The 5534-nt window shown below is 71.8% G+C and carries 3 protein-coding genes; all 3 read right to left on the bottom strand.

Annotation, left to right across the window (positions count from 1 at the left end; translation table 11 throughout):
- Positions 1 to 57 precede the first annotated feature (57 nt).
- On the bottom strand, positions 58 to 3210 hold the full coding sequence (locus tag ACFWEP_RS30810) for an efflux RND transporter permease subunit (protein WP_387375009.1): 3153 nt from the start codon (positions 3208 to 3210) through the stop codon (positions 58 to 60).
- A gap of 204 nt (positions 3211 to 3414) precedes the next feature.
- Entirely contained in the window at positions 3415 to 4104 is a 690-nt protein-coding gene (locus ACFWEP_RS30815; protein WP_387375011.1) for a response regulator, read from the bottom strand.
- A complete protein-coding gene (locus ACFWEP_RS30820) occupies positions 4101 to 5354 on the bottom strand; it encodes a sensor histidine kinase (protein ID WP_387375013.1) in 1254 nt (417 codons plus the stop codon). The genes ACFWEP_RS30815 and ACFWEP_RS30820 overlap by 4 nt, the downstream gene beginning before the upstream one ends.
- Between the last annotated feature and the right edge of the window lie 180 nt (positions 5355 to 5534).

A 5534-nucleotide genomic window follows, 5' to 3' on the forward strand; every position in this document is an offset into this window, starting at 1 on the left:
CTCTCGCGAGAGTGCGGGGCCGGGCCCTTTTCGAGCGCTGTGACCGGTCGGACGCGGTCAGACGCCGGAGTGGGCCGCCTCGCGGGAGCCGTCCGTGCCGGAGTCGCCCTGTGCGGGGACCTGGCCCTTCGCCTCGCGCTTGGCCGCCCTCTTCTCGGCCCGGCGCTCCTTGCCCAGCTCCACCATGGCGTACAGCGTCGGCACCAGAAGGAGCGTCAGCAGGGTGGAGGTGATCAGACCGCCGATCACGACGACGGCCAGCGGCTGGGAGATGAGCCCGCCCTCGCCGGTGATGCCGAGCGCCATCGGCAGCAGCGCGAAGATCGTCGCCAGCGCGGTCATCAGGATCGGGCGGAGCCGGTGACGGCCCCCCTCGACGACCGCCTCGACGACACCCATGCCCTGGGACCGGTACTGGTTGATCAGGTCGATCAGCACGATCGCGTTCGTGACCACGATGCCGATGAGCATCAGCATGCCGATCATCGCCGGGACGCCCATCGGGGTGCCGGTGACGAGCAGCAGACCGATCGCGCCGGTGGCCGCGAACGGGATGGAAACCAGCAGGATCATCGGCTGGATCAGCGAACGGAAGGTCGCCACCAGCAGCATGAAGACGATCGCGACGGCCGCCAGCATGGCGAGGAAGAGCTTCGTGTACGCGTCGCTCTGGTCCGCGCTGACACCCCCGATGGTGGCGGTGGCGCCCTCGGGGAGGTCCAGCGCGTCGAGCTTCTTCGTGAGCTCCTGGCTCACCCCGCCGGTGTCCTCGTCGGTGGGCCGCGCCGTGATGGTGGCGGCGCGCTGTCCGTCGATACGGGTCATGGAGACCGGTCCGTCGACCACCTCGACGTCCGCGATCTGGCTGAGCCGGACCGCGCCCACCTTCAGGTCTTCGAGCTGGGCCATGGTGGTGGCCGGCGTCGCCGACTTCACGACGACGTCACGCTCGGTGTCGTCCAGCATGGCCTTGCCCGACTTCGTACCGCCGACCGCGCCGGTGACGAGCGCGCCCAGCGTGGTCTGGTCGAAGCCGGCCGCGGCGGCCTTGTCGTTGGCGCGGACCGAGATGCGCGGGACACTCTGCGAGAGGTCGCTCTGGACGTCGGTGACGCCGTCCAGCTTCTTCACCTCGGCGCGCACCTCCTCGGACGCCTTCCTCAGCACATCCGGGTCGGCCGCCTTGACCACGACGCTCAGATCCTGGCTGCCGAAGCCGCCGCCCGCCGCGATGCTGGTCTGGCCGATGCCGTCCAGCTTCGCGAGACCCTCCTCGATCCGCTTCTGGGCCGCGTCGTAGTCGCCGGCGTCCTTCAGCGTGATCTGGTACGAGGCCTGGTTGGCACCCGTGCTGCCGCCGAAGGCGGCCAGGAAGCCGGAGGAGCCGACGGTGACCTGGTAGTCCTTCACGCTCTTGTCGGCCGTGATGACCTTCTCGACCTTGCGGGCGGCCTCGTCGGCCGCGTCCAGGCTCGTGCCCGGAGCCAGCTCCTGGGTGAGCGAGATGACTTCCTGCTCGCCCTCGTCGAAGAGGGTGGTCTTCAGGAGCGGGGCCATGCCGAACGTGCCGAGCAGGATCACCAGCGCGATCACCACACTGGTGACCCGGCGCCGGGTGGCGAAGCCGAGGACGGGGACGTAGATCCGCTGGAGCCGGCTCGCCGCCTCCTTCTCCTCGGCCTTGCGGCGGGCCTCGTCCGGGTTCTCGTCGGTGCCCTTGGGCGCGCGCAGGAACCAGTAGGACAGGACCGGGACGACGGTCAGCGACACCAGCAAGGAAGCCAGCAGAGCCGCCGTGACGGTGAGCGAGAACGAGCCGAAGAGCTGGCCGACCATGCCGCCGACGAGACCGATCGGCAGGAAGACGGCGACGGTGGTGAGGGTGGAGGCGGTGACCGCTCCGGCCACCTCCTTCACCGCCGCGACGATCGCGGACTGCCGCTCCTCGCCGTAGCCGAGGTGCCGCTTGATGTTCTCCAGCACGACGATCGAGTCGTCCACCACCCGGCCGATCGCGATGGTCAGCGCGCCGAGGGTGAGCATGTTGAGCGAGAGGTCCCGGGTCCACAGCACGATGAGCGCGAGGACCACGGAGAGCGGGATGGAGACCGCGGTGACGAGCGTCGAGCGGATCGACGCCAGGAAGATCAGGATCACCACGACGGCGAAGAGCAGGCCGAGCGCGCCCTCGATGGTCAGACCGGAGATCGCCTTGGAGACGGCCGGGCCCTGGTCGGTGACGACCGTCAGCTCGGCGCCGGCACCCAGGTCCTTGCGCAGGTCGGGGAGGATCTTCTCGACTGCGTCGGAGATGGCGACGGCGCTGCCGTCCTTGTCCATCGTCGCCGCCACGGCGAGGCTCGGTTTGCCGTTGGTGCGGGTGATGGAGACCGGGGTGGCCTCCTCCTGCTTCACGGTGGCGACGTCACCGAGGCGGACCGGCTTGCCGGGCTTGCCGGTGGCAGCACCGGGAACGATCCGGACGTCCTCGATCTGCCGGAGCGAGGTGAACCCGCCGCCGACCTGGATGGTGCGGCTCTCGCCCGACTCGGCGAAGGAGCCGGCCGCCATGGTGCCGCCCGCCGCCTGGAGCGCCTGGGAGACGGAGGCCGGGGAAAGACCGGCCGCCGCGAGCTTCTGGTCGTCGGGGACGACGGACACCTGCATGTCCTGGACGCCGCTGATCGCGACCTGGCCCACGCCCTCGATGTCTTCCAGGGCGGGCACCACGGTGTGGTCCAGCTGGTCGGCGAGCGCCTGCTGGTCCTTGTCCGAGGTGACGGCGAGGACCACGGCCGGGATGTCGTCGGTGGAACCGGCGACGACCTGCGGGTCGACGCCCTCCGGGAGCTGGCTGCGTGCCCGGTTCACGGCCTGCTGGATGTCGGCGACGAGCTGCTTGGTGCCCTCGTCCCCGAAGTCGAAGCTGGCCATGACGATGGCGTTGCCCTCGCTGGCGGTCGAGGTGACGCCCTCGATGCCGTCGACGGCCTTGATGGCGTTTTCGAGCGGTTCGACGACCTGCTTCTCGACCACATCGGGGGAGGCCCCCTGATAGGGCGCCAGGACCGACACCATCGGCAGTTCGATGGTCGGCAGCAGCTGCTGTTTGAGCTGCGGGATCGCTATCGCGCCGAAGACCAGCGCGATGACGGAGATCAGCCCGATCAGGGCCCGTTGCGCGAGGCTGAACCTTGACAGCCAGGACATGGGTGGGGTCTCTCTTCTGTGGCGTACGCGGTGACGGGCGGATGCGTGAGTCGAAGGGGACACACCCGGCCCACCCATACGATCCCCGATGCCCGGGGGCGAGGCGTCGCTCCCCCGGGTGCTTTTACGACCGGCGTGTACCGCAGCTGGAGTACGCCCGGCTCCACCCGGTCCGCACCCCGGGCGGTACGCCGGGGGCGGCCGTTACGCGCCCCGGGGACGTACCAGGCCCGACTCGTAGGCGATGACGACCAGTTGGGCACGGTCGCGGGCGCCCAGCTTCGCCATGGCCCGGTTCACATGGGTCTTGACGGTGAGCGGGCTGACGGCGAGGCGTTCGGCGATCTCGTCGTTGGAGTGTCCGGCGGCGACCTGGACGAGCACCTCACGCTCGCGGACGGTGAGCGCGTCCAGCCGCTCGGCGTGGGCGGCGGCGTCGGGCAGTTCGTCCGAAGAGGCCGCCTGCGCGAGGAAAGTGGCGATCAGTCCCTTGGTGGCGGCCGGGGAGAGCAGCGCCTCGCCGGCCGCGGCGACGCGTATCGCCTGGAGGAGCTCCTCCGGTTCCGCGCCCTTGCCGAGGAATCCGGAGGCGCCGGCCCGCAGCGACTGGACGACGTACTCGTCCACCTCGAAGGTGGTCAGCATGACGACCCGTACGCCCACGAGCGCCGGGTCCGCACTGATCAGGCGGGTCGCGGCGAGGCCGTCGGTGCCGGGCATCCGGATGTCCATCAGGACGACGTCGGGGGCGGTCGCGTGGGCGAGTTCCACCGCTTGGGCGCCGTCGGCGGCCTCGCCGACGACCCGCATGTCGGGTTCCGAGTCGACCAGCACCCGGAACGCGCTGCGCAGCAGCGCCTGGTCGTCGGCGAGCAGCACCCTGATCGTGCTCACGCGAGTCCCCCCGTACGTCCCGGACCGCCCGGCCGGACGTCCACCGGGAGGATCGCATGCACCCGGAACCCGCCGCCGTAGCGGGGGCCCGCCGTGAGGGTGCCGCCGAGCGCGGTGACCCGCTCGCGCATGCCGAGGAGGCCGTGGCCGCCGCCGAGTCCGCCCTGGGCGGGGACGACGGGGGTGCCGCGGCCGTTGTCGAGGACGGTCACCTCGGCCGTCCCTCCGACCCGTACGACGCTGACCTCGGCCTTCGTACCGGATCCGGCGTGCTTGCGCACATTGGTCAGGGCTTCCTGGACGACCCGGTACGCGGCCAGGTCGACGGCCGCGGGCAGGGGGGCGGACTGCTCGGGGCAGGCGACCTCCACCGGGAGTCCGGCGTTGCGGAAGGTGTCGACGAGTTCACCGAGGACGGAGAGGCCGGGCGCGGGTTCCGTGGGCGCGGTGGGGTCGCCGGACTGGCGCAGCAGCCCCACGGTGGCGCGGAGTTCGTCGAGGGCGGAGCGGCTGGCGTCCCGTACGTGCGCGAGCGCCTCCTTGGCCTGGTCCGGGCGTCTGTCCATGACGTGGGCGGCGACCCCGGCCTGGACGTTGACCAGGGCGATGTGGTGCGCGACGACGTCGTGCAGGTCGCGGGCGATGCGCAGGCGCTCCTCGGCGACACGGCGGCGGGCCTCCTCGTCGCGGGTGCGCTCGGCGCGTTCGGCGCGTTCCTGGATCGCGTCGATGAAGGCCCGGCGGCTGCGTACGGCGTCCCCGGCCGCGCCGGCGAGGCCGGTCCAGGCGACGACGCCCAGGTTGACCTGGCTGTACCAGGGGGCCGCCCCGAAGATCATCGCGGCGGCGCTGAGCGCACCGCTGGTGACGAGTCCGACCCGCCAGGTGGTGGGCCGGTCGGTGCGGGAGGCGACGGTGTAGAGGGCCACGACCGCGCTCATCACCACCGGCCCCGGCGGGTCCACCACCACGAACTCCACGACCGACAGGCAGCAGGTGAAGCCGAGCACCTGGAGGGCCCGCTTCCTGCGCAGTACCAGTGCGGCGGCGCCCAGCAGCATCAGGACGACGCTGGAGGCGACGGGACTCCGGGAGCCGAAGATGGGCCCGTGGTGGCCCGGGCGGGAGCCGGCGAAGGACGCCGCGAGCATGGTCCCGAGGACGGCGAGGGCGAGCGCCGCGTCGAAGGCGAGCGGGTGGTCCCGCAGCCAGCGGCGGGCGCTCGCGAGTCCGGTTCCGAGGGTGGTCACGTCGGGCAACGGTACGGCGTGCGGGAGACGGGCCGGACGGGGTGGCCGGCATCGCGCTCCGGTACGCCCCCCGCGCACGCCCCGGGCCGCCGTACGCACCACGCGTACCCGCGGCCCGTACGCACCCGCCCGTACGCCCCGGCGCACCGCTGCGGAACGCGCCTCCGCCCGCCCGGTGGT

The sequence above is a fragment of the Streptomyces sp. NPDC060198 genome, from assembly GCF_042728415.1.
Lineage (GTDB): Bacteria > Actinomycetota > Actinomycetes > Streptomycetales > Streptomycetaceae > Streptomyces.